Below are 23,861 nucleotides of genomic sequence, written 5' to 3'. Positions count from 1 at the left end.
GTGTAAGTGTGGTCGAGTGACTACCCTTTGCTGCGCTCGGCAAACGCCAGAAACTGCTCGGCCGGCAAGGCCGGTGACCAGTGATAGCCCTGGCCGCCGGTGCAACCGAGTGCAGTCAGCTGCGCCAGCGTTGCAGCATCTTCAATGCCTTCAGCGACGGTATCAATCTTCAGGCTTTGCGCCATCTGGATGATGGCGCGGACGATGGCATAGTCCTGACTGTTTTCGCAAAGCTTGCGAACAAACGACTGATCGATCTTCAGGCACTGGACATCAAAGCGCTTCAGATAACCCAGATTGGAATAGCCGGTGCCGAAATCGTCAATGGCCAGCCCGACACCGAGATCGCGCAACTGACCGAGACTGGCACTGACATTGGCCGAATCGTTGATCAGCAGGGACTCGGTCAGTTCCAACTCCAGTGCCGCCGCCGGCAACGCGCTGTTCCACAGTGCCGACTGCACCGTGGCCGCGATATTGTCGCGACGAAATTGTACCGGTGACAGGTTGACCGAAATGACCCAGTTTTCGTAGCCGGCCTGCCGCCACTGCGCGGTTTGCCGACAGGCTTCCTGCAACACCCAGGCACCAATTTCGACAATGATGCCAGACGCTTCTGCAATCGGAATAAAGGTATTCGGTGGGATCAGGCCGCGCTCCGGATGCAGCCAGCGCAGCAGCGCTTCGGCGCCGTACAGGCGGCCGCTTTGCAGATCGAATTTCGGCTGGTAATGCAGCTGGAACTCGTTGCGCTGCAGCGCCTGGCGCATGCCAACGATCAGTTGCAAGTGATCGTTGACCATGGCATTCATTTCCGCATCAAAGAAGCGGAAGCCGTTGCGGCCGGCAGCCTTGGCGCTGTACATCGCGGTGTCGGCATTTTTCAGCAAGGTATCAAAGTCGGTACCGTCCTCCGAATACAGTGCAATGCCGAGCGAACAGGTGACCGTGATCTCCATGCCGGTGATGCGATACGGCTGCAACAGCCGCGTCATGATCTTGCTGACCAGCGCCGCCACGGCATCGCTGTCGCTGGCTTCGCTGACCAGAATCAGAAATTCGTCGCCGCCTTGCCGGCAGACGGTGTCGACCGCGCGCGTGCTGTGCAGCAGCCGCTTGGCCACCTCGCACAGCAGCTCATCACCGGCGTCGTGACCGAGCGAATCATTGATGGTCTTGAAGTTGTCGAGGTCCAGAAACAGCAGTGCCGCCAGCTGCTGATGGCGCTGGGCGTTGGCGCAGATCAAACTGAACCGGTCGCGCGCCAGCGTCCGGTTGGGCAGCCCGGTCAGGGCATCGTGATTGGCGAGAAATTCGATCTGCTGCTGCGATTGCAGCACCCGCTCATTTTCGGCGCCGAGTTCGGTCATGGCCCGGCGCAAATCCGCCACCAGAATGGAAATGCTGAACGCCGTGACCGACAGCACCACCAGCAAATCGATATAAGCATTCAGGCCCGGTGGCGCTAGGCGGTTGATGTAAATGCCATTGAGATTGACCACTGCCATGCCGATGACCGTCAGCACCATCAGCGCAAACAACGAGAAATACAGCCGCCGATTGCCGACCATGCCGGCAAAAATCAGGATGACCGGATACGCCAGCAGGGCTTCATCGCGCGCGCCTTCGTTGATCGCCGCCAGCAGCGACAGCATCAGACAGACCGAGCCGAGCATGATGGCGGCGGCAAGCTGGGTGTAGTCGCGGTAAGCCAGCCAATACGCCAGCGCCATGATGGCGGTGGCGATCGTCAGCACGACATTGGTCAGCCAGTTGCCGTAGAAAAGACCCTTGATCAGCGAGAACAGCAAGGTCACCAGCACAATCAACAGAATCTGGCGGACACGCCGGGACTGAAAAGTGGCGATGGGACCTTTTTGGGTCAGCGATGGCGGTGGCGTTGCGGGCATGAGCGGGCGATGTCTGGCGAGCCTGTTGCTCAACCAAGGCTAGTGCACTTTTGCCCGATGTCCCCTGCCATTGACGAACGAATGGGTGATTTTTTTCCGGCGCTTGGCGCCGGACATGAGCAGAGGGCGACAGCGATGCTGACGGCCTGCCGTTGCCCTCAGCTGTGCGACTTGCGCACCGCTGCTGCACTGCCGCAACCGTTGCAGCCGCCGCCACATTGACCGGCCGTGCTGACGGGTTTGCCCGACCAGCGCGCCAGCCAAGTCGCCGGCAGCAGTTTTTTGGCCGCATAAGCAAACGCCAGCAGCACCATCAGCAGGGCCAATGCATTCCACAACTCAGTCATGTTGGCCTCCTCAGCCGGCACCAAACGCCACTGCAACGCGGTAGGTGATGAACGACGCCAGATACGCCAGCGCGAACAAATACGTGGTCATGATCAGCGGTGCTTTCCAGCCGCCGGTTTCGCGTTTGACCGTGGCAATGGTCGACAGGCATTGCGGCGCAAACACATACCACACCAGCAGCGACAGCGCAGTCGCCAGACTCCACTGGCTGGCGATAATCGGCGTCAGCAATTGCGCCGCCGCATCATCGGTTGCCGAAAGCGCGTAGACGGTGCCGAGCGCGCTCACGGCTACTTCGCGCGCGGCCAAACCGGGCACCAGTGCGATGGAAATCTGCCAATTGAAACCAATCGGTTCAAAAATATTGGAAAGCAAACGACCGAGATAACCGGCGTAGCTGTAATCGATGGCCGGGCCGGTGGCGCCGGCCGGTGGCGCCGGAAACGTGCTCAGGAACCAGAGCAGAATGGTCAGCGCCAGAATGATGCCGCCGACCCGCGACAGAAAAATCACCACCCGTTGCCACAAACCGATGGCGATATTGCGCACCGCCGGCAGGTGGTAAGTCGGCAACTCCATCAACAGTTGCCGGGTCTGGCCCTTGGCGGTCAGCCGCTTCAATACCCAGGCCACGGCGAGCGCAGCGATGATGCCGGCAAAATACAAACCGAACAGCACCAGCCCCTGCAATGACAAACCGCCCCAGACTTCACGCTGTGGAATAAACGCGCCGATCAGCAATGCATACACCGGCAAGCGTGCCGAGCAGGTCATCAAGGGCGCGATCATGATCGTCACCCAGCGATCGCGCGGATTCTGAATGGTGCGCGCCGCCATGATGCCGGGAATGGCGCAGGCAAAACTCGACAGCAGCGGAATGAATGAGCGGCCGGACAAACCGACACCGCCCATCAAACGATCCAGCAGAAACGCCGCGCGCGGCAGGTAGCCGGATTCTTCCAGCACCAGAATAAAGAAAAACAGTATGACGATTTGCGGCAGAAACACGATGACGCCGCCGAGGCCGGCAATGATGCCGTCGACCAGCAAGCTGCGCAGCAGGCTTTCGGACATCGTGCTGGCCAGCCAGTTGCCGAGCGCGGCGGTGCCGGTTTCGATCAGGGACATCGGCCATTCGGCCCAGGCAAACACCGCCTGAAAAATCAGGAACAACACCGCCAGCAAAATCAGCGGCCCGGCGACCGGATGCAACACCACCCGATCAATGCTGTCGCTGCGCGAATTAGGCAAGGTGTGATCGAGACCGAGCACGGCCAGAATGTGCTGCACTTCGGCGTGATCATCGGCCACCGAAACGGTATCGCTCTCAACGGCATTTGCCGACACCGGCTCGGTGCCGGGAACCGTCCAGCTGTCGGCGACATCCAGCACCGCGCGCAGTGCATCGGCGCCACTGTGCTGCACGGCCACGGTCGGTACCACCGGCACGCCGAGTTCGCGCGCGAGCGCGTCGGCATCAATGTTCAGGCCCTGCTTGCGCGCCATGTCGACCATGTTCAGCGCCACCACCATCGGCACGCCGAGTCGTTTCACTGCCAGCACAAAGCGCAGATTGCGGCGCAAGTTGGTGGCATCGACCACGCACACCGCCAGCTCGGGCCGCGGCTCGTCAGCAAGCCGACCATGCAGCACATCACAGGTGATTTGTTCGTCCGGCGAGCGCGCCTGCAAGCTGTAGGTGCCGGGCAGATCCAGCACCCGCATCCGCCGACCATCCGGGGTCACGAAGCGGCCTTCCTTGCGCTCGACCGTAACGCCGGCGTAGTTGGCGACTTTCTGCCGGCTGCCGGTCAGCAGGTTGAACAGCGCAGTCTTGCCGCAATTGGGGTTGCCGACCAGCGCGATATGGCGGGCCTGCAGCAGGTTGCTATCAGCAATGGCGTCCATCAATGCCCGCCTCCGCTATTGATGCTGACCACCTGGACGCAATCGGCTTCGGCCCGGCGCAAGGCAAACGTCGACAGCCCGACCCGGACCGCCAACGGTTCCCCGCCCGGCACACCACGGGCCAGAATCAGCACCCGCTCACCCGGCAAAAAACCGAGCTCGGCCAAGCGATTGCTCAGCTCGACATGGGCTGAGTCAGAAGTGAGCGCTATCACCTGATAGGCCTGGCCAGCGACCGCCGCCGACAGCGGCAGCACGGGCGCAAGGTTTGCTGCGGGCGAAGACACGATAGGAAGCCTGATGATAATGATTCGCGTTTGACATGATCGGGCCTGCCCGAAATTCCGTCAAGTCGGCAGATCAAGGAATGGCCGGATTCTTCACGGCTACCGGCCCAAACTGGCAAGGGCGTTCAGGCTGGCAGCCGTGCGGGTTGTCAGGCAGAAAAACCGTTGTCGGTTGGGCTGAGCCCTGCTGTACAACCCCGAAGCCCGGCACTGTTTCTCACACCAACATTTATTTGTTGGGCTTATCAGCCCAACCTCCGGAACTCGCGTTGTTGAACCACACATTGAATAGCCTTGCTTTGATTATCTTCGCGCTGAATAACCACGTGGCGACAATGCCCATCACTCGCTGATCGTTCCGCCTACAAATTCTTCAACTCATACCGGATAATCTGGCAAACCACTCAGGATGATGACCATGCCCAGCCGATTGCTCGCCACACTCCTGGCACTCGCCGTCACCGGCTGCACCAAACCGGAAGCGCCGATTGCTGAAAACCAGGAAGATCCGGTATTGGTCTCCGCTGAATCGTCGACTCAGGGAGCTGATGATGAGAGTGCAGACGAAAGTTCGGAGGAGTCGTCCGACGACGCCACCGAAGACAGCGCGGAAACCAAGCAAGAGCCAGCGGAAACAACCGCCGCTGAAGCCATCGAAGAACCGTCGGAAGCCGTGCTGCGCGAACTCGAATTCCAGCGCTACGACGCCATCAAGAAAATGGGCGGCTTACCAGTTCAGGTGACCGCCACCGGTCGTCAACTGACGCTGCATCCAACGCTCTACGAGGTCCACAAAGAAAGCTGTCACCCGATACCACAGGGAAAGCCCGGCGAGTTCGAATGCTCGCTGAGAATCAAATTGAGTCTGGCGCCGGATGGCAGCAACCCGTCGGAGCAAGGCGAGCGGATTAGTGTCAAGCGGACAACGAAGGGGGAATGGGTGTTGCACTAAAACAGCAGCAGCATGCAAACAGTGCAACGGCGTCTACGGCATGGCCGCACCAACCGTCTGCCGTACCGGAATACCTTCCGGATCGAATCCTTCCAGGCAAAAAACGTTGATGCCGAAATAGTCCGGGGTAACCCGTTTGCGATGGAACGGATAAATGCCGCAGATTTTGCAGAAGAAGTGGCGGGCGGTGTGGGTGTGAAACTGGTATTCCGTCAAGGCGTCGGCGCCTGCCAGCAGCCGGAACTGCTGCTCGTGCACTTTAACCATCAGGGCGTTTTTGCGCCGGCAGATGGAGCAGTCGCAGGTGGTCAGCTCCGGAAAATCGGTATCAATCTCAAACTGCACCGCTCCGCAGTGACAAGAACCGCGATAGGTTTGCAGGCTGCGGGCGTTCATGAAGGCCAGCTCCGTAGCAGGTGTTGAATCGAACTGCGCTTCGATATCACCGGCATCAAACAAACGTCAGGTACGGCATCAGCGTGCCGGCAAACGAGGTGACCACGCGGAACACTGGCACGCCGGCGATGCTCAGCACAATCAGCGCCATGAACACCATGTTGCCGTAACGGGCGTTGAATTGATCGTATTGATAGCCAAGCCGCGGCGGCAGAAACCAGGACATGATGTAGTGACCATCGAGCGGGCCAAGCGGGATCAGGTTGAACAGCATCAGCAGCAGGTTGATCTGGGCCATGATCAGCAACGAGAACGCGGCCGACGAATCCGGCGCAATGCTGCCGCTGCGGGCAAAGAACACGTAAGCATTGATGGCGACTACCGCGAGCAACAGATTCATCGCCGGACCGGCCGCGGCGACCGCAGCAGAACCCCAGGCATGACGAATATTGCGCGGATTGAAGGGCACCGGTTTGGCGTAACCAAAACCGACCAGCACGACCATGGCAAGGCCCATCAGATCAATGTGGGCGCCGGGGTTAAGTGTCAGCCGACCGGCGAGGCCCGGCGTGCGATCACCTAGCACAGTCGCGGACGCGGCATGACCAAACTCGTGCAGGGACAGCGACAAAATGATCGCGACCAGCACAATGCCAAACACTTGATATTCACCATTCAAAAGTAACGACAGCACAACAGCACCTTCCACCAAGACACGTGCAGGTCACGTGTAAAACCCATTCATCTCAAATCATTTCTGCAGCGGCACATTGCAGTCATTCGCGCCGCGGTGGGCGAACCCAACCATTACGCTCAGGCCAATGGCAGCGCGCTGTCCGCGCGGCACAGCGCATCATGCAACTGCTGCACGGCCAGCGCGTCCGGATGGCTGCGCTGACTGCCCAGCGCTTCGACAAAACGGCAGGCAGCAAACTGGCTCGCCTGCGCATCATAAGCTGCCAGCCAGCGTTGCCGCTCGGGCAGATGCTCGGCAGCCACCGGCCAGACGCCGGGCCGTGGCCGCAAATGACCGGCCATGCCAATACGCCAGGGCTTGGCGCTGACCCGGGCACGAAAGCAGCGCTGGTTGCGGCACATTTGCTGGTAAACCGGATCGGCCGCCAGCGCGGTGAAACAGCGCTGGACCTCGGCTTCATTAGCATCGAAAGTCCGCTGCATCACCAGCACCCGAAAGCCGGCCGGGGTCCGGTAGACGCGCAGATGCCAATCCGGATTGGCACTGGCGAACGCCCGGATCTGCGCCAGCGCCTGCTGCTCGGCACCACCGCGCAGGCGTTGCCACTGCCGTTGCAACAGGCTGGCGACCGGGTAACTCAGCAGCAACGAGCCAAAGAACAGCGCCAAGCCCAGCGGCCACGATTGCCGCATGACACCGAAGAAAATTGCCAACATCACGCCGACAAAATTCACCACCGACAGCCAGCGCGCCGACAGTGGGCTGCTGAAGTCCATGTCGACAAACAGCACATTGGCAGTGTTCAGGCAAAGCGCGCCATAGCTGTTGCGGGTGATCACGGTGTCGCCGTGCCGGCTGACAATCTCTTCGCGAATCGGCAGGCCTTCGGCGCCGTTGTAAGCGATCTTGGCTTCGCGCCGGGCCAAACTCTCGCCGGATGCCACCCGCGCCAGCGCCTCTTCTACCCGCTGCTCGGCGTGCTGTTGGGCGGCGTCCTGGCTGGCATCGGACCAACCGAAACGGCGCACGGTGATTTGCTTGTTGCCGGTGCGCTGCTGGCGCCGGGCTTCGGCCCAGTATTGCGGGACGATCATCGTGTTCTCCTTTGCCGCGCTACCGGCGCGGTGACCGCGTGGGCACTCGATTCTGGCCATCCATGCGGCTGTTGTCGTGTCAATGGACAATGACAGTTGCGGCCACCGCCGTTTTTTGCTGGGCGCCGCGCGGGCAAGCCGTTATCTTAACCGCGACTTCGGCCAGCCGGCCGCTGCGCCAATCGATCTGCATTGGCTTGCATGATACCGGCTGGGCCGGACCGTATCACGACCGCCCGCGCGGTGTTCGCGCGCGGTCGAATCACGATGCTGCCATTCACAACAACGCAGTCGAATCAAAAACAAGTGAGATGCTTCCCATGATGGACTTGGTCAACACCATTAACAGCTATGTCTGGAGCCCGGCACTGATTTATCTCTGCCTTGGCGTTGGTTTGTATTTTTCGCTGCGCTCGCGCTTCGCCCAGCTGCGCCATTTCGGCGAAATGCTGCGGCTGATGTTCGACGGCAAATCGACCGATGCCGGCGTGTCGTCGTTTCAGGCGCTGACCATGACCCTGGCCGGCCGGGTCGGCACCGGCAATATCGCCGGCGTGGCGACCGCGATCACGTTCGGTGGCCCCGGTGCCATGTTCTGGATGTGGATGGTGGCGTTTCTCGGTGCCAGCTCGGCGTTTGTCGAATCGACGCTCGGTCAGGTTTACAAAGAAAAAATTGCCGGCGAATACCGCGGCGGCCCGGCGTTCTATATCGAGAAAGGCCTCGGCATGAAGTGGTATGCCATCGTGTTTGCCATCGCGACCATTTTTGCCACCGGCGTGTTGCTGCCGGGCGTCCAGGCCAACTCGATTGGCGCTGGCCTCAATCAGGCGCTCGGCGTCAACGTAAATGTCACCGCCGCCGGTCTGGCGATATTGCTCGGCTTCATCATTTTTGGCGGCGTTAAGCGCATTGCCAATTTCGCCAGCACCGTGGTGCCGTTCATGGCGCTCGGTTACATCATTGTCGCCTGCGTGATCGTTGCACTGAATATCGGCGAGCTGCCGCATATGTTCGTGATGATCGTCAAGAGCGCGTTCGGCGCTGATGCAGCCTTCGGTGCGATGTTGGGCTTGGCGATCAGTTGGGGCGTCAAGCGCGGCGTGTATTCGAACGAAGCCGGTCAGGGCAGCGGCCCGCATGCCTCGTCGGCAGCGGCGGTATCGCATCCGGCCAAACAGGGTTTGGTGCAGGCGTTCTCGGTGTACATCGATACCCTGTTCGTTTGCTCGGCCACCGGGTTCATGTTGCTGATCACCGGCCTGTACAACGTCGATGGTCCGAACGGTGAAGTGCTGCATCAGGGCGTTGCCGGTGTTGCGGCCGGTCCCGGCTATGTGCAAACCGCGATGGAGCAGATGATGCCGGGCTTCGGTTCTATTTTCGTCGCCGTCGCGCTGTTCTTCTTTGCCTTCACCACCATCGTGGCGTACTACTACATTGCCGAAACCAACATCATCTACATCAACCGCAAAGTGCAGCGGCCGTGGATGATCATGGTGCTGAAGATCGCGATCATGGCAGCAACCGTTTACGGCACCGTGAAAACTGCGGATCTGGCCTGGGGTCTCGGCGACATCGGCGTTGGCCTGATGGCCTGGCTGAACATTGTCGCGATTATCCTGCTGCAGAAACCGGCATTCCTGTGCCTGCGTGATTACGAAGCGCAGAAGAAGCAAGGCCTGGACCCGGTGTTCCACCCGGAAAAGCTCGGCATCAAAAACGCCGATTACTGGACCGGTCACCGCGCCGAAGACATTCAGCAAGAAGCCGCAAAACAAGCAGCAGCAGTGGCGGCGGCCGAAGCGGTCAAGCAAAACTGAGCCACAAGCACGGAATGAAAAATGGCAGCCAACAAGGCTGCCATTTTTTTTGATGCGGGTTTCGTAGCTCTGACTTGGCAGAACAGGTCTGACAGGCCCATTCGGTAGTCTTTGGTAGGGCGGGTCAAGCGCAGCGGACCCGCCAATTCGATTGCAAACCAGACAAGCCGGTCGGGTAAAAAAAGGGACCGATTAAAAACGGCAGCTCCGCTGCGCTTGAGCTGCCCTACGGTGTTCTGTGCTCTGTGTTCTGTGTTCTGCCTACGGCATCAACGTTATGCCAAGCGGTGCGACTTCAACCGGCTTTTGAATACTGGCCGGTCATCATGTTTTTCCAATCGCCACCCGGCGCTTTCATGTCCATCTCGAACCGGTAACGACCGCCACTGACGGTGAACACACAGCGGCTCGACATTGGTCCGAGCTCCGCCGCGAGCGACAACACCTCGCCTTGCCAGCGGCCGCGATAGACATTGGCCGAGCCGCCCATAGTATCGAACCAATACAGCGCAACGTCATCACCGTCGACCGTGAACACGCCATGGCCGCGAAAGGTCACGACACCAGACGACTCCTGCCGGTAATCCTGAATCACGGCAAAACCATCGAGCGCGACCCGGTTCTCGACGATACCCGTGGCGCTGCCCGCCGGCGCCCAGTCCGATGCCGGCATTTTTTCATCGCCACGCCAGGAGCCAGCCAGACGGGCCAGTTGCTGATGCCGGTGATCGGGTTTTGGCATGTCCATAGAGATGAGCTCCAACGATGAAAATATAGGAGCCAAAAGTATAATCAGCCGCCATGAAAAACGGCTGCATGACGCAGCCGTTGTTTCAGACGATTTAGGTCTTGTTGAATCACTTCATTTCTTGAGTTGCACCGGGACAAAGTCGGTCAGCACGGTTTTGCGCAGCAATGCTGGCGGCACCAGACCCTGAGCCAAAACAAAGTCATTGAACGCCTGCCGATCAAACTTGTCGCGCAGCATCAGCTGGGCAAGCTGGCGCGTTTCCATCAGCCGTTGATAGCCGTAGAAATACGAAGTCGCCTGGCCCGGTGCGCGGAAGGTGTAGCGCTGCATTTCCTGGGTTGCCATGCCTTCGGACAGGCCGACTTCATTCATCAGGAAACTCTTCACTTCTTCCGGCGTGATGCGGCCGAGGTTGACCATGGGATCAAGGAACGCACGAGCGGCACGCTGCATCCGCGCCTGCAGGGCGAACAGCTGACCGTCGAGCGGTTCGTACGGTTGCATTTCGGCTTCGGCATACAGCGCCCAGCCTTCGACGTTGACGCTGTTGAAAGCAAACACAGCGCGTGCGGTCGAGACACCGGTTTCGATCATCTTGGCAAACTGCAGCTCATGACCCGGCCGGGCCTCGTGCGCGGTCAGGGTCCAGGTGCCGGCCTGATGAGTGAAGTCATCGAACACTTTGCTCTTGCCACTGGCATCCGGCGGCATCGCCGTGGTCAGGACAAACTCGCCGTATTCACCGGTGTTGCCAAGCAGGCGCGGCGGATTCATGTGCGGCGCCGGTTGCTGGGCATTTTCTGCCGGGCTGGCCAAGCGGATCACAGCCTTGCGATCCGGCAGCGCGACGATGTGATTCGCGGCAATGGCGCTTTCAATCTGGGCCAGTCGGTCCGCGTACAGCGGCATGACCTTGTCAGCCGGGATCTGCTCGGCTTTCAGCTTGCGCATGACAGCGCGGTAATCGGCGTCATCAAACTTGCGTTCCTTTGCGATCAAACCCGCAGTAATCGTCATCTGGTTGCGGATTTCGGCAAACGAGGTCAGCGCTTTGGCGATCAGATCGTCCGGGGTGATGTCGACACCAAACTGGTGCAGGTTGTCGGCGTAGACTTCGGCTGGCAGCAAATGGTCCTTGCGAGCACGCGGCAGAATCTCCTTGTCGACCCACTTGTTGTACGCGGTCAGCTGTTTTTCCAGCGCGGCGTAGCTTTTCTTCCAGTTGGGCAGGCCACTGGTGGCCAGCAGATCCTTGATGCCTTTCAGCAGCTGCGGCGCGTTGCGCTGGTTTTGTTCGATTTCACCAATGAACGGACCAAGCAGACCTGGCTCGGCCTTGATGCGCTCCAGCGTACGCTCGATGGCCAGTTCAGAAATCGGCCGGAAGCCTTTGGCCATGCCGGTATATTTGTCCAGACGGGCCTGCAACGTCAGCTGCCGCTCTTTCGGAATGCGCGGGTCCAGCGTCTGCTGCACCACGCCGAAAATCAGCCCGGTGACATCCATGTAGGGGAAAAAGTATTTGCGATTGAGCGTGCTGCTGGAAATCTGGTCGTTGGCCGACCCGATCAGAATTTCCAAGTCCTGACGAATACGCAAATCGGTTTCTTCGGCCAGCTGCTTTTGCAGCTCGGCGATGACGCCGCGAATCTCTGCCACCGATTCATCGAACTGATCATGGGACAAATCGGTAATAGCTTCGTCGTAGCCATCGACACCCAGTTGGCTGGCGCCTTCGGGCGAATACTTGGCCATGACATTGAGCAGTTTCTGGGACTGATCATTACTGCGGCTGATCCAGTCCTGATCAGCGTAGGACGGCGCAGACAATGCCAAGGCCAGGCTCAGGGCGAGGGCTTTTTTGAAATGACGCATGGTGTACTCCAACAAACAGGATGACTTCGAAAACCGGGTTGATTCAATGCCCGGCTTGCTGCAAAAAGGACCACTTCGCTACGGTAAAAACTGCAGCGCATTGACCGCAAACTACGGTGCGACTCGAGCGTTCAGGTGAGCGGGGATCCCGTCCCGCCTGTCGCCCGAAGCGTCGAGCGAGACTAAGCCGGATGCCCCAATCCACCTAGCAAAAATGTATTTCGAAATGCGACCCGTCGGGGCCGTCGGACACATTTGCCACGGCTGGCTCAGTTCCGGGCGGCAATGCACTCGACCTCGACCCGTGCGCCCAAGGCCAGACCATTGCTGCCAAACGCACTGCGCGCCGGGAAGTGCTCGGAAAAGTAGCCCTTGTAGATGGCGTTGAACGCCGACCACTCCGCCATGTCCGCGAGCATGACGGTGCATTTGACGAGATCGTTCATGTCATAGCCATTGGCATTCAGAACACTGCGAATGTTGTCCATGGTCTGTTTGGCTTCGGCGGCCATGCCCCCCGGCACCAGGGCCATGGTGCCGGGTACGACGCCAATCTGGCCGGACAGATACAGCAGCTTGTCGACCTGTACCGCTTCCGAAAAGGGCAAGTTCGTCGGCAGCACTTTGCCGGAGTTCAGAAACTTCACGTCCGGGGTTTGCTCGGCAAAAGCGAGCCGGCTTCCCAACAGGGCGATCACCGCCACAAAAATGACAGATAAGCTGCGCATGTAAAAACTCCTGACAAATCGCTTCGTTTATCGGCGACATTCATCGGCCATATCGCCCGAATCCGCACGATGTTTGCTCGCTGCTGCGCTGCATCAGCATCAGATCAGCGCTCGCTTTGGTCATGAACTATACTGCGGCGCGTGCTTCCCGAGCACCCAGAACCCATCATGCAAGGAGCTGCAACAATGAAAGGGTCGTTCTCCGCCAAACTGCTGACAACGCTTACGGCCGTGCTGATGTCGGCCATTGCTACCGATGCCAATGCGATTTTGATCCGCAGCGGCGGTGGTTCAACCCAGCAGGATTCATTCAACGAAACCTACCGGCTGTATGACCTCGCCACACTCGACTATCGCGCCAGCCGCGTGGTCAGCGGCACGTCCATCGGCGGCTACTCCCGTAACAGTCTGCACTTTCCGGCCTACGCCACGCCGCCGGCCGATTGCTGGGACAACATCATTCGGCCCGATACCGGTGGCGAGTTCCACACCGATTGTCATTACGAATTTTATGTCGGCGACCTGCTGGAGTTGATGGGCGAAACGGATTATGAGATCAACGGTGCGCTGTATGAATTGAACTGGCATATTGCTGGCATGGGCCATGAGTGGGATTACACCAGCTCGGATTTGAGCGGCGCTTTCCTGCAAACCGTGATGCCACCGGATATGGGCCCTGGCGCTTACGATGCTTGGTTCACGTTCACACAAATTGCACCAGAGGGTTACACGCTGTTCCATTACAGCAACATTCTGGATCCGTACCGCTGCGACATGGCCGACAATGAAGATCATACCGGCGAGGAAATGGTCTGCGGTCAGATTGGCTGGCTCAGCGAGAGCACCAGCTACACCAGTTGGGCGCGTATTCTGGTGTTTGATCGCCCGATCAGCGTGCCAAGCCCCGATGCATTGATCTTGCTGCTGAGCGGCTTCGGCGTACTGCTAATGCGTTACCGAAAGCAAAACCGTTGAAAAAAAGAGGGCTCCGATGAGCCCTCTTTTTTTGTCGCTGAAACGGTTCAGGATTTCTTACCGGCAATTTCGTTCAGCACCAACGCTTTCGCCTTGTCACGCTCGGTCGCTACCGCTGCTTGAATCTGCTGAAACACCGCTTGCGCGCGCGGTAGCGCCCGAATCCGGCTCAGCACCGGATCACGCGCGGTCCACCATTCCCGCCAACCTTGGCTAAACGCCAACTCCAATGCCGTCAGCGCTGCCTCGTCATTGCCTTTCAGCGCTTCGATGCGAACGCTGAGATAGCTCTGCTGCATGTCGACAATGCCTTGACTGACGCCATCGGTCAGGCGCCCGGCACAGGCTTGCACCAACGCATCGGCCTCAGCTTGGCGCCCTGCTTGTTGCAGCGCATAGGCGATTTCAATGCCGGGACTACACATCGGCATCGGCGCCGACAGCAGATCCGTCTGGCTCAACTCGGGCAATGCTTGCAGCAGCAACTGCTGACCACGGTTCGCATCACCGACCAGATATTCATACCAGCCAGCTTCAAACGCCACCCAGGGGTCATCGGGATTGGCCTGCAATTGAAACGCCATTTCCTTGAACAGGGCCGGATAATCACCGCTCAGCAATAATCGGGTTGCGGTGTAGTAGCTGTCGGTTGCCAACGGTTTGGCTTCATCCAACAAACCCAACATAAGCAGCATCGAAACATAGGCTTGCTGAAAATTGACGTTGTCCGGCGAGATCAGCATGGCCTTGTGCCAGTGCGCCAGACTGAGCGCCAGTTCGCCATTGCGGAATGCCGCATCCGCCAATCCCTGATGGCCCATCGGCGAAGACGGATACTGATCAATCAGTTGCTCGAACTGTTGCCGTGCTTCGGCAAAGCGGCCACGCCGCGACAACTCAAATGCACGGTTGAACATCGTCGTCACCGACAACGGATCGAGCCGATACGCATGCTCCAATGAATCCAAGGCATCGATGTGGCGGCCGGCTTTTTCCAGTGCCAGATACTTCCACATATGAGCGATTGCCAGATTGGGATTCAAGCTGAGCGCTTTGTCATAAGCCGGAATGACTTCGTCGACTTTCTGCTGCAGCTCGAACACCTTGCCCTGAATGGCATAGGCATCGGCCAGCTCCGGTGCTCGCACCAACGCTTTCGCCAGATTCTGTTCGGCCAGACTGGCCGCAATGCCCGGATCCAGAATGCCGAGTTTGCTTTTGCCACTGGCCAGCAGCACCAGACTGTCGGCCAAGCCGACATAGGCCTGGGCATACTCCGGATCGACGCCTATTGCCTGCTCGAAGAGCTTGCGAGCGTCCTTCATCGCTTCGGTCGTTTGCTTGCGGTATTGCTCGCGGCCTTTCAGGTACAACACATAGGCATCCGAGCTGGCCGTTTTGGCGCTGCTTTTTACTGCGCCAGCTTCGAGATAAACATCTTCCAGCAAATTGGCAACCGATCGAGCGATCTCTTCCTGCATGACAAACATGTCGCTGAGCGTGCGACTGAAACTCTGCGTCCACAGCGTCTTGCCATCCGTGGCATCGACCAGTTCGACAATCACTTTCAACCGATCACCCGCCACCACGATGCTGCCGGTCAGCACCGTCGCCACGCCCAACGATTTGCCGGCATCGACCGGCGTCATGCCTTTGCTGGCGGTAATAAAGCTGGAGCTCGCCGCTGCCACCTGCAGGCCGGGACGCTGACCGAGCAGACTGGTCAATTCTTCCGCCAGACCTTCAGCGAAGTAACCTTGATCGCGTTCCGGACTCTGATCGCGAAACGGCAACACGGCAATGGAGGGCGCCACTGCCACCTTGCTCTGGCCTTCGGCCGTTCTGGCCATGTCGGCGGCAATGCGGGTATAGAGCAGATAGGCGATCAGCACCGAGCCGATCAGAATCACCATCAAACCAAACCACTGCGCCAATCCGAGCGTGGTGACAGCGGCTTCCTCACTGGGCGCCGTGCGCTTGAGGCCTTCGTCGGTGAGTTCAAAGAACCAGGAGATGTAGAACACCACCGGAAAGCCGGCCAGCAGAGCGATGGCGACAACGGTGGCGTAAATCGGCGGCAGATTCAGCATCGGAAACAGTGCTGAAACCGTTTCCAGGGTGGCGAGAACAACACCGGTGTAAATCGCCAGCGTCTTGATGACATTGCGACGACGCAGCTCGGACAGCAGCTTCATTAGCATGGCCTGGCGAGGCTCCGGTTCCCTCTGGAGTGTGGAGCCAGTGTAGCCGGCTGATCCGGACAATAGCAAAGGTCGCCCGGCTTCGGCCGAGCACGGTTCGGACTACGAGGTTGAGCCAGTGCGGCAAAACGGCAACAGAATGACGGGCGCTGCAGGGCGGGTTGGTCAGCTCGCTGCAGCGCGCCAGATGAAACGAGGAAGAGACGGCCTACTTCGTCGCGGCCTTGTTGTTCCTGACGACAAAGACGAACCGATCGGTGTGGTAGCGGATGGCAGGGTCGAAAACCGACAGGCTGTGGTCGTCCTGCGGATTCTGCAGGGCATCACTGGCGGTCACCAACTCAAAACCAAACTTTGCCAGCTCGTTCTTGACGTAGGCCGCTTCGATGCGATGCAGCTCCTGGCCGCTTTGAATGCCGGTGCCGGGGTTGGCATTGTGATCAACCACCAGCATCAGGCCATTGGGTTTCAGCGCCTTGCGGATCTGAGCCATCAGCTGCGCCGGATCAATTTTCCAGTTCTCGGAGACGTGGTACATGTCGTGATAACCCATGACAAAAAACACCGCGTCCACGCTGTTTTCGGCCAGGCCCAAATCGTCCACTTCCTTGTCGTAACGCACGACATTCTTAAGCCGGTTGCCGGCAAGCCGTGCCTCAAGTTCTTTGCCGACATAGGGCATGTAAGCCTTGTTGTTGTGCAAATAGACCTTGCCGTTCGGCCCAACGGCCTGCGACAGCAGTTCGGTAAAATAGCCGCCACCGCCGAGCAGATCGAACACAACCGCGCCTGGCTTGATATTCATCAGCGCCAGCATCTGCTGCGGCTTGCTGGTTTCATCGCGCTTCAAATCGGCTTCACTGCGGCCGGGCGCTGCCAGATTCACCTCGGCCTGACAGACCAGACTGGCCGCCGCCATCAGCAGACCACCTAACACTGCATGCATCTTCATCTCGCTCTCCTTTTCGCCGATTTTGAAATCGCGTTCCTGATGTTGGGCTCCGCCGCTGCGCCCAACTGATTGGACTAATCGAACCTAACGCCGATCTCGAACATTCATTTCGAACATTCCTGTCGAACGCTCCCGCCGAACCCGAAACCATCTCGAACCCGCGGCCACCCACGCCAGCGACCACGGCAAGCCAGCAACCGCCAGCGCTGACACGGTTCGCGAATACCGCGCCGGCGATCCGATGCGCGGCAATATAGCGCCGCGACCGCAAGGAATTGCGCTGTCCGTGAATATTGCCAGCCGACCTTGCTGCAATGCGTCAGGAAATTTCTCGGCAACGGTACAAACCCATGCGCGAAAAGCGGCGTCCCAGCACCAGCACGACTTGCCCCGATAAGGAAACGCCATGAAAAAGCTATCCACCACACTGACCGCGTTGACGCTGCTGTTCAGCCTTGCATTCAGCAACGCTCAGGCTGCAGCCGAAACCACGCCCGTAGCACCAAAATCGGCCACGCCATCGACAACGACCAGCTCGGCCGCACCCGCCAAGGTCATGCTGCTCGGCCTGTTTCATTTCAACAACCCCGGCTTGGACGCGGTGAAGTTCGAGACCATCGACGTGCTGAAACCCGCCTCGCAAGCCTACCTGCAGGCGCTGACCGAGCGTCTCAGCACATTCAAGCCAACGAAGGTTCTGCTCGAATACGATCCGCAAAACGAAGCGCAAATGAATCAGCGTTACCAGGATTATCTGGCTGGGAAGTTCGAGCTCGAACGTAACGAGATCTACCAACTGGGCTTTCGCGTCGCCAAACTCGCAGGGCTCCGCAAGGTCAGCAGTTTCGACGAACGCAATGTCAACTGGAACAGCGACTACTGGACCTACATGCAAGAACACGATCCGGAAGCCATGAAAGCGATGGAGAATCTGATTGACTCGCTGTCAGCGCGTTTTCAGCACCAGCATCAGACTTTGAGCTTGCGCGAATTGTTGCTGGTGAATAACTCGCCGGAGGAGGACCGGCTCAACAAGGACATGTATCTGTTGACCAATGCCGTCGGCGCCAGTGACGGGAAATATCTGGGTGCCGATGCCAGCGCCAGCTGGTGGCAACGCAATTTCCGCATGTACGCCAATATCCAGCTCGTCGCCACGCCCGGCGAACGCGTGCTGGTGATCGCCGGCCAGGGCCACACCGCCATATTGCGTGACCTGCTCCGCATCGACACGCGACTGGTCGAAGAGCCGGTGGTGCCCTATCTCTGAATTCTAACGCAAGGCCAAGATGGGCGAGGTGCGAAAAATAGAAAGGCGACAGCCACCGAAGTGGTGGCTGTCGCCTGCGGACAACACTGTAGAGATACTGACTTCGCTTACAGCAACTGACTCGGCAAATACGTCTGCTGCTGTGCGTATTCGGCGAGTACCTTGTCCGCGCTCAGGACTTCACCGTTGAGTTTGTTGTACAAATAGCTGCCAACCGCCGCATGAGTGCTGTAGGCATAGAGCTTTCTGGCGATGGCGTCCGCCAGCTTGCTTTCTGGTGCCACCCGAACGTTATTGGCAATCCGCTCAGCGGTCTCCGGTCGTTGATGGACAACCAGAGCCCAGTCAGTCAGCCCAGTCGCCTTCGGGAACAGCTGCATGTCGTGGACGACGATATCGAACGCGCGTTGCGACGATGCATGCTCCTGCAACAACTTTGCATCAGCTTCATTTTTACACAACGCAAGCGCCGCAAGGCTCTCATCGGTCAGGTTCCGGCCCGCGCGTTCGCGCTGCTGACGGTAGCCGACTGACTGTCTGGCAACAGCCAGACTTGCCTGGGTCATCAATGCGGTCACCAACTGACTGCTCAATGCGCTTGATGGTTGCAGCTTTTGAGCGGACTCCAGCAATTGCACCGCTTCATCAGCACTGGCCAGTGCACCATCCTGAACCTGCCGCAAAAGCAGCTCGGCCAGCTTGGATTGCGCCACGGCACGTGTCATTGCTGACATTTGTGCCTGCTGATTCAGGGCTCGGTAAAATGCAATCTGTTGCCGCAAGGACTTTTCAGTTTCGGCCTGATCCGCGTGCTGGATGTAGTCATCGTATTGCTTTCTTATCGCCACCAGATCAACGGCATTCTGCTCCAGCTTGCCGTTGATATAGCTCATCAGCTCCGTATCCTTGGTAAAGGACGCCAACTGATACAAACTGAAGTAATTGCGTGCCTCTTTTGGTGCAAGCAACACGATTTTTTTCAAATAATCCGCTGCCCGCTTTATCAGTGGATTGCTACCAACACTGGCCTGATACTGTTCGTAGCCACGCTGATCTGCATAAAGAAAGCCGAGGTCATCCAGCGACGGGTCCGTCTGCAGCAAGGCAAAATCGACTTTCCCGGCAAATATTTCCCGAAGTCCGTTGGTCATCAGATAGCTGGCGACATTGCCGAGCAAAATGCTGTCAGACGGCGACAGTTCGACCGCCTTCTCCATCAGCTCAATGCCCTGTGCAAGCGCACGCTGCTCACCGGACACCCGATGCAACGCCAGATAGATCAGCGCGGTATTGTTGTAGGTCGCTGCGCTGGCCGGCAGCACCGATGCCTGCTTGATCGCCTCGCGGTAAAACTCGGCCGCTTTCTTGCCGTTGCCATCCCGCTCCGCCGCGTACCCCTTTTCTGAGGTCAAATCCATAACCACCGATGGCGCCGTCGGATCGGCGCGTTCCAACCAGAACAGCCGGTCCTTTTGCGTCTGAGCCAGTAGTGCCAACAGCTGGGCGGCGGCGTACTTGTTCACCTTGTCACTGGCGGCGTCATACGACTCCTTCGCCAGCTCGGTCGCCTCGGCGTTCATGCCGATGTTGCGGAGAATATTGGCCACCGACAACAGCGCCTGCTGGCTGCGCTTGTATTTGTTCAGCAACTCATCGAATTGCTTGTGGCCGTCCTCATGCTTGCCAAGCCAATAGTAAACCTGGCCCAAATACAGACGATAATCATCGCTGTCACCGACCACGCCGTTAATCGCCAGAAAAGTCGACTCCGCGTGCTTCAGCTCGGCATCTCGCGCCGCCGCATCCGTCATGGTCTCCGCGCGACGTAGCAACACGATTCCGTAATCCAGCGCCACTGGAACAACCTTGGCCTTGTCTCGATAGGCCTCCAAAGCTACCGCCAACTTTTTATTGCCACGCACCTGGTTGGCTACATACTCGTTGACCAGTGCCTGCCGCTCTGCCTCGGGCGTTTTGTCGTAGCGAGAGTAGAAACTTTGCGGTCCTTTGCCTTTGTTGAGCTTGTCGAATTCAGCATCCCACAAGTTCTTTTGCAGATCAAAGTAATGCTTTTCGGCACTGTTCAGCGCTTTCAACCGGTCGGCCATGTAGGCAGAGAGTAATGGATACGCACGCTGGAAGTCGCCTTCCGCAACATAGGCTTGACCGAGTATGCGAGCGCCGTCACTGCTGCCCAGCTTTGCCTCTACCGGTTGCAGAATTGCCAATGCCGCTGCGTGATCGCCGCGGGTGACCAATAGCTGCGCCAACTCAACAACCGCATCCACCTGCTCGGGGTTCTGGCCCAGAACGGCGCGTAGCAGCGGCTCATCCATCTGCTGAAACGCGATGTCGTCAGCCGCCAGATCAGCGATGCTGTGATACAGCTGATGGGCTTCCGTCGGCGCGGTCTGCTGGATTGCGGTCAGCCTTGCCTTGGTGTCGGCTAGCAGTTGTTGGTCATTCAGCCGCAGATGCGAGGACGGAATGGACCGAATGGTCTTAATGGTCTCGGCCAGCTCGCTGTCAGGAATCGCGCCGATCCGTTCATGACTCAGCAGTCGCTTCATGGACTCCTTGGCTTGATTACTGAATTCCGCCGGGGCGCCGTCGAAGACACTTTTATAGAGCTGCGCTGCGGCGGCGTAGTGGCCAGCATTGATGGAATCTTCTGCCTGCGAGAGCTTGTTCCGAGCTTGATAAGAAGGTGAGTCCAGATACGCCATGATGGCGGTTGTCACGCCGGTAAGCAGCAGCGCTGAGACCGCGGCAACCCCGGCTTTTTTTGCGAATGCCGACACTGGCACCTTGCCCAGTACGTAACGATCCGAGCCATGCTGGGCAACCCGATAGGCTGCCAACGGGAAGATCGGAACAAAGAACAAGGTGAAACAGAGCGTGGCGACATGTGAGCGACTCTGGTTATTGAAATCGCGCTTGCCAAACAAGCGTGTACCAATGCCGAAGTAGCTGAACTGTTTTGGCGCTTCAAATACCGGCTCAAGCTCCGGGTGTATGGTTTTTATATCGACGGTCTCGGTCACACCAATTTCCTCATATCCATGCGGGACATCATGTCCACTCTTGTTCAAAGCCGGCAACGCAGCAAATGTTTGTCGGAACTGCCCGTACAGATCAGGCGGCAATCCGCAGCGCCGGCATTGCAACCCAAGCCAACGGTAATTGGCAAGTCGCGGCAACATAAAATTACCGCGTGCAGGAGTCGCAGGGAGATGACGTTGCTGTCGGATGTTTTTTGTACAGCCGTATTCGCGGGCTGGTGACTGGCGGCACGAGCTGACTGCGACGTCTTGACGGCAAATAAATCGCGGACGTCATGATGAAGTCATGGCACGGCCCAAGCGATTGATTATCAGGCAACGCGTGCCGAAACCGGTACGTCATAACCGATTGCACTGATACACCTGTCCCGGTCGCGTGCAAAATCCGTTCACCTGACTACTAGCTGTACATGCGTACTCACATAGGCGTACAGGTCAAACGCTCACGTTTGGCGCAGAACGAACTACGCTATCAGTGCTTAGTGGAACGCGGCTTTGCCGCAGTGACGTACTGCCGTTGTGTGCTGTAGGGGAGTCACGGCCATGTTCCACCAGTTGGGCCTGCGGGCCAAGTTTCTCGTTGTCGGCGCGGTGCTGGTGTTGCCGCTGCTCTGGGTCGGTTATCTGCTGCTGGACCAGATGAGCATCGCGATCGATTTCAGTCGCAAGGAAATTGTCGGCACGCAGTATCTGCGGCCCTTGCAGCCCTTCCTCGATCAAGCCGGTGCGGCCAGACTGGCCGCCAACAGCAGTCAAGCCATCGATTTCGATGGCCTGCAACGCCGCTGGCAACTGCTGCCGCCGCTGCAGGAACGCCATGGTGAAGCGCTCAATTCCGCAGAGATTTTTCACCGGGCCGAGCTGGCGATTGCGGCCATGCGCCAGGCGAACAATGCGGCCGCCGGGGTTGAGCTGGTGGCGGCCGCACGCGCGCTGATTGCCCGCGCTGGCGATACCTCCAACCTGATTCTGGATCCGGATCTCGACAGCTACTACATCATGGACATGGTGTTGCTGAAGCTGTCGGATGGGCTCGATTTGCTCTGGCAGCTTCGACAGCACGGGCTGGGCATTGCGGCCCGCAATGCCATCACCGCCGACGAGAAAACCCAGCTGGTGGTGTTAGCCGGCCTGTTGCAGGCCAATACTGACGGCATCAATTACGACAGCACTGTCGCTTACGAGAACAACAGTGCTGGCGATTTACCTGCTACGGTGAAGCAAGGTGTCAGCGATTACAATCAAGCTGCACAAACGCTGCAGGATTATCTGAAAGCGCACTTCACCGGCGGTGACTACAGCGCCAATGCCGAGCAATTTACGCAGCTGACCGAGACGCTGCGGCAGGCCAATCTGGAGCTCTACGACGGCGCCTCCGCCGGCCTTGAGACCATGCTGAGTCGCCGCGTCGATGGCTTGGTCAGTCGCAAATGGCTGGTGTTGTCCGGCTCCCTGATTCTGGAAGTGTTGGCCATCGCACTGGCGATGAACATTCTGCGCGGCGTGCTGAGCCGGCTCGGCGGTGAACCGGAGTATGCCCGCGCCAGTGTCCGGGCGATCGCTGAAGGTGATCTGCAGCAAACGCTGCAGCTGCGAGCCAATGATCAGGACAGTCTGCTGGCCGGCATTCAGTACATGCAGGCGCATTTGCGGGAATTGATCGGCGGCATTCGTGAGCACGCCGACAAGGTGTTGGTACTGGCCGGTCAGCTGGCCACAGCGGCCAAGACCATCGTCGAGAATTCGCATCAGCAAAGCGGCGCCACCCACACGATGAGCGCGGCCATTCACGAAGCCACCACCAGCATTGCCCAGGTTGCCGAGCACGCCAAGCGCGCCACCGATCTGTCGATGGAATCGAGCCAGTACGCCGAGCAAGGTGAAAAGGTCGTACAGCGCGTTACCGATGACATCCGCGAACTTTCGACGCTGGTTGATGATTCGGCGCGCGCCATTCGCGAGCTGGGTAGCCAGTCAGAACAGATTCATACCATTGTCAATGTCATCAAGGGCATTGCCGATCAAACCAATCTGCTCGCGCTCAATGCCGCTATCGAAGCCGCGCGGGCCGGTGAACAGGGCCGCGGCTTTGCTGTGGTTGCTGATGAAGTGCGGCAGCTGGCGCACCGCACCAGCCAATCGACCCGGGAAATTGCCGACATGATTGACGCGATTCAAAAAGGCACGAGCGGCGTGGTCAACAACATGAGTGGCGTCGCCGAAAGGGCCGGCCACAGCGTCACGCTGGTCAATGAAGCGATGAGCGAAATCGCCAACATCCGGCAGGCCGCGCATACCGCGCGCGCCGCGATCGACGAGATCTCACTGGCGCTGTCGCAGCAAACCGACGCCAACCAACTGCTCAGCGAAAATGTCGAAGGCATTGCCACCGTCACCCGGCAGAACAGCGACAGCGTCGATGCCACCGCCAGCAACATCGATGAGCTGAAACGATTGGCCGACGGCATGCAGGACGTCGTCGCGCACTTTCGGGTGTAAGCCGGCGCCGCTGCGCCTTCCGCCAATTGGCAGGTAGCGCCTAGGCAAGTAACAACGCTCGCTGTCGGCGGATTTGACAGCGACCGGGCAGACCGGCTGACGATAGGCTCATAAGTCGCTGAATGGCCGGCAA

General features: G+C 58.7%; 18 protein-coding genes. 5 read left to right on the top strand and 13 right to left on the bottom strand.

All coding sequences use genetic code 11. The annotated features are described in order from the left end of the window. Positions 1-20: 20 nt before the first annotated feature. The 4 genes from HPT27_RS07105 to HPT27_RS07090 form a co-directional block, all read right to left on the bottom strand. Positions 21-1,910 carry a putative bifunctional diguanylate cyclase/phosphodiesterase gene (locus HPT27_RS07105; RefSeq protein WP_172240974.1) on the bottom strand — a complete coding sequence of 630 codons (1,890 nt, stop codon included), beginning with the start codon at positions 1,908-1,910 and terminating at the stop codon, positions 21-23. A gap of 158 nt (positions 1,911-2,068) precedes the next feature. Continuing rightward, a complete protein-coding gene (locus HPT27_RS07100; protein WP_211197879.1) occupies positions 2,069-2,257 on the bottom strand; it encodes a hypothetical protein in 189 nt (62 codons plus the stop codon). Positions 2,258-2,267: 10 nt separating this feature from the next. Then, on the bottom strand, positions 2,268-4,166 hold the full coding sequence (feoB, locus tag HPT27_RS07095) for a ferrous iron transport protein B (protein WP_172240971.1): 1,899 nt from the start codon (positions 4,164-4,166) through the stop codon (positions 2,268-2,270). Continuing rightward, positions 4,166-4,453, bottom strand: coding sequence for a FeoA family protein (locus HPT27_RS07090; protein WP_211197878.1), 288 nt, complete (start codon positions 4,451-4,453; stop codon positions 4,166-4,168). The genes feoB and HPT27_RS07090 overlap by 1 nt, the downstream gene beginning before the upstream one ends. A gap of 418 nt (positions 4,454-4,871) precedes the next feature. Here HPT27_RS07090 and HPT27_RS07085 point away from each other — a divergent pair, with 418 nt between their 5' ends. Next, positions 4,872-5,405 carry a hypothetical protein gene (locus HPT27_RS07085; RefSeq protein ID WP_172240968.1) on the top strand — a complete coding sequence of 178 codons (534 nt, stop codon included), beginning with the start codon at positions 4,872-4,874 and terminating at the stop codon, positions 5,403-5,405. Between the two features lie 33 nt (positions 5,406-5,438). Here HPT27_RS07085 and HPT27_RS07080 read toward each other — a convergent pair whose 3' ends face one another. From HPT27_RS07080 to HPT27_RS07070, 3 genes are all read right to left on the bottom strand, one after another. Beyond that, positions 5,439-5,801, bottom strand: coding sequence for a GFA family protein (locus HPT27_RS07080; protein WP_172240965.1), 363 nt, complete (start codon positions 5,799-5,801; stop codon positions 5,439-5,441). A 55-nt stretch (positions 5,802-5,856) separates the two neighbouring features. After that, entirely contained in the window at positions 5,857-6,495 is a 639-nt protein-coding gene (locus HPT27_RS07075; RefSeq protein ID WP_172240962.1) for a site-2 protease family protein, read from the bottom strand. A 119-nt stretch (positions 6,496-6,614) separates the two neighbouring features. Further along, complete coding sequence (locus HPT27_RS07070; RefSeq protein ID WP_172240959.1) at positions 6,615-7,592, bottom strand: hypothetical protein; 978 nt, start codon at positions 7,590-7,592, stop codon at positions 6,615-6,617. 320 nt (positions 7,593-7,912) lie between these two features. Between HPT27_RS07070 and HPT27_RS07065 the strand changes: the two genes are divergently transcribed. Continuing rightward, on the top strand, positions 7,913-9,415 hold the full coding sequence (locus HPT27_RS07065; RefSeq protein ID WP_172240956.1) for an alanine/glycine:cation symporter family protein: 1,503 nt from the start codon (positions 7,913-7,915) through the stop codon (positions 9,413-9,415). Positions 9,416-9,710: 295 nt separating this feature from the next. Here the strand turns inward: HPT27_RS07065 and HPT27_RS07060 are convergent, their stop codons facing one another. The 3 genes from HPT27_RS07060 to HPT27_RS07050 form a co-directional block, all read right to left on the bottom strand. Continuing rightward, positions 9,711-10,163, bottom strand: a complete 453-nt coding sequence (locus HPT27_RS07060) for a DUF1579 family protein (RefSeq protein WP_172240953.1) — start codon at positions 10,161-10,163, stop codon at positions 9,711-9,713. A gap of 114 nt (positions 10,164-10,277) precedes the next feature. Next, entirely contained in the window at positions 10,278-12,041 is a 1,764-nt protein-coding gene (locus HPT27_RS07055; protein WP_172240950.1) for a DUF885 domain-containing protein, read from the bottom strand. 269 nt (positions 12,042-12,310) lie between these two features. Next, positions 12,311-12,769: a Rid family detoxifying hydrolase gene (locus tag HPT27_RS07050; protein ID WP_172240947.1), complete on the bottom strand. Its 459-nt coding sequence runs from the start codon at positions 12,767-12,769 to the stop codon at positions 12,311-12,313. Between the two features lie 186 nt (positions 12,770-12,955). Between HPT27_RS07050 and HPT27_RS07045 the strand changes: the two genes are divergently transcribed. Continuing rightward, entirely contained in the window at positions 12,956-13,744 is a 789-nt protein-coding gene (locus HPT27_RS07045; protein ID WP_172240944.1) for a hypothetical protein, read from the top strand. Between the two features lie 47 nt (positions 13,745-13,791). On the opposite strand, the gene HPT27_RS07040 is transcribed toward HPT27_RS07045, so the two are convergent. After that, the gene (locus HPT27_RS07040) at positions 13,792-15,945 is read right to left on the bottom strand and encodes a tetratricopeptide repeat protein (protein WP_172240941.1); all 2,154 of its coding nucleotides are present in this window, start codon (positions 15,943-15,945) and stop codon (positions 13,792-13,794) included. 208 nt (positions 15,946-16,153) lie between these two features. After that, positions 16,154-16,897, bottom strand: a complete 744-nt coding sequence (locus HPT27_RS07035; RefSeq protein WP_172240938.1) for a class I SAM-dependent methyltransferase — start codon at positions 16,895-16,897, stop codon at positions 16,154-16,156. Positions 16,898-17,303: 406 nt separating this feature from the next. Here HPT27_RS07035 and HPT27_RS07030 point away from each other — a divergent pair, with 406 nt between their 5' ends. Further along, positions 17,304-18,167, top strand: a complete 864-nt coding sequence (locus HPT27_RS07030) for a DUF5694 domain-containing protein (RefSeq protein ID WP_172240935.1) — start codon at positions 17,304-17,306, stop codon at positions 18,165-18,167. A gap of 107 nt (positions 18,168-18,274) precedes the next feature. On the opposite strand, the gene HPT27_RS07025 is transcribed toward HPT27_RS07030, so the two are convergent. Then, positions 18,275-21,211, bottom strand: coding sequence for a tetratricopeptide repeat protein (locus HPT27_RS07025; protein ID WP_172240932.1), 2,937 nt, complete (start codon positions 21,209-21,211; stop codon positions 18,275-18,277). 561 nt (positions 21,212-21,772) lie between these two features. Between HPT27_RS07025 and HPT27_RS07020 the strand changes: the two genes are divergently transcribed. After that, entirely contained in the window at positions 21,773-23,728 is a 1,956-nt protein-coding gene (locus HPT27_RS07020; protein WP_172240929.1) for a methyl-accepting chemotaxis protein, read from the top strand. Positions 23,729-23,861 lie beyond the last annotated feature (133 nt).

The sequence above is a fragment of the Permianibacter fluminis genome, from assembly GCF_013179735.1.
Taxonomy (GTDB): Bacteria; Pseudomonadota; Gammaproteobacteria; order Enterobacterales; family Permianibacteraceae; genus Permianibacter; species Permianibacter fluminis.
The sequence above is the reverse complement of the archived record's forward strand: the minus strand, read 5'-3'. Positions and strand labels throughout refer to the sequence as shown.

What these genes read in the sequence shown, in the direction of transcription:
- HPT27_RS07105 (WP_172240974.1), bottom strand. Translation starts at nt 1,910, where the DNA reads ATGCCCGCAACGCCACCGCCATCGCTGACCCAAAAAGGTCCCATCGCC.
- HPT27_RS07100 (WP_211197879.1), bottom strand. Translation starts at nt 2,257, where the DNA reads ATGACTGAGTTGTGGAATGCATTGGCCCTGCTGATGGTGCTGCTGGCG.
- feoB (WP_172240971.1), bottom strand. Translation starts at nt 4,166, where the DNA reads ATGGACGCCATTGCTGATAGCAACCTGCTGCAGGCCCGCCATATCGCG.
- HPT27_RS07085 (WP_172240968.1), top strand. Translation starts at nt 4,872, where the DNA reads ATGCCCAGCCGATTGCTCGCCACACTCCTGGCACTCGCCGTCACCGGC.
- HPT27_RS07080 (WP_172240965.1), bottom strand. Translation starts at nt 5,801, where the DNA reads ATGAACGCCCGCAGCCTGCAAACCTATCGCGGTTCTTGTCACTGCGGA.
- HPT27_RS07070 (WP_172240959.1), bottom strand. Translation starts at nt 7,592, where the DNA reads ATGATCGTCCCGCAATACTGGGCCGAAGCCCGGCGCCAGCAGCGCACC.
- HPT27_RS07065 (WP_172240956.1), top strand. Translation starts at nt 7,913, where the DNA reads ATGATGGACTTGGTCAACACCATTAACAGCTATGTCTGGAGCCCGGCA.
- HPT27_RS07060 (WP_172240953.1), bottom strand. Translation starts at nt 10,163, where the DNA reads ATGGACATGCCAAAACCCGATCACCGGCATCAGCAACTGGCCCGTCTG.
- HPT27_RS07055 (WP_172240950.1), bottom strand. Translation starts at nt 12,041, where the DNA reads ATGCGTCATTTCAAAAAAGCCCTCGCCCTGAGCCTGGCCTTGGCATTG.
- HPT27_RS07050 (WP_172240947.1), bottom strand. Translation starts at nt 12,769, where the DNA reads ATGCGCAGCTTATCTGTCATTTTTGTGGCGGTGATCGCCCTGTTGGGA.
- HPT27_RS07045 (WP_172240944.1), top strand. Translation starts at nt 12,956, where the DNA reads ATGAAAGGGTCGTTCTCCGCCAAACTGCTGACAACGCTTACGGCCGTG.
- HPT27_RS07040 (WP_172240941.1), bottom strand. Translation starts at nt 15,945, where the DNA reads ATGCTAATGAAGCTGCTGTCCGAGCTGCGTCGTCGCAATGTCATCAAG.
- HPT27_RS07035 (WP_172240938.1), bottom strand. Translation starts at nt 16,897, where the DNA reads ATGAAGATGCATGCAGTGTTAGGTGGTCTGCTGATGGCGGCGGCCAGT.
- HPT27_RS07030 (WP_172240935.1), top strand. Translation starts at nt 17,304, where the DNA reads ATGAAAAAGCTATCCACCACACTGACCGCGTTGACGCTGCTGTTCAGC.
- HPT27_RS07020 (WP_172240929.1), top strand. Translation starts at nt 21,773, where the DNA reads ATGTTCCACCAGTTGGGCCTGCGGGCCAAGTTTCTCGTTGTCGGCGCG.